Annotated in this window: 1 protein-coding gene; it reads right to left on the bottom strand. The window is 73.9% G+C overall.

Going from position 1 to position 230, the window contains the following annotated elements; genetic code table 11:
- The coding region (locus tag IF89_RS40380; protein ID WP_043195231.1) for a hypothetical protein at positions 1–230 on the bottom strand (230 nt) is incomplete at both ends.

Genomic DNA, 230 nt, shown 5'->3' with positions numbered 1-230 from the left:
CGTCTGCGCCGGTGAGGAGGTTGCCGGCCGCATCCCAGGTCTGGCCGGTGGTCTTGCCGTCGGTGGTGAGGGCGGTGAGGCGGCCCGCGGCGTCGGTCTGGTGCGTGGTGGCTGTCTTGCTGCCGTCCGCACCGGTGGCGGTGGTGGTGGTGATGTCGCCGGCGGCGTTGGCGGTGTAGGCGGTCGACCGCAGCACGGGCGCCTTCGCGTCGGGGCCGTTGTGGACGGTG

The organism is Streptomyces sp. NRRL F-2664, from assembly GCF_000719345.1.
Taxonomy (GTDB): domain Bacteria; phylum Actinomycetota; class Actinomycetes; order Streptomycetales; family Streptomycetaceae; genus Streptomyces.
Note: the sequence above shows the minus strand (reverse complement) of the source record. Positions and strands in the feature narration are given on the sequence as shown.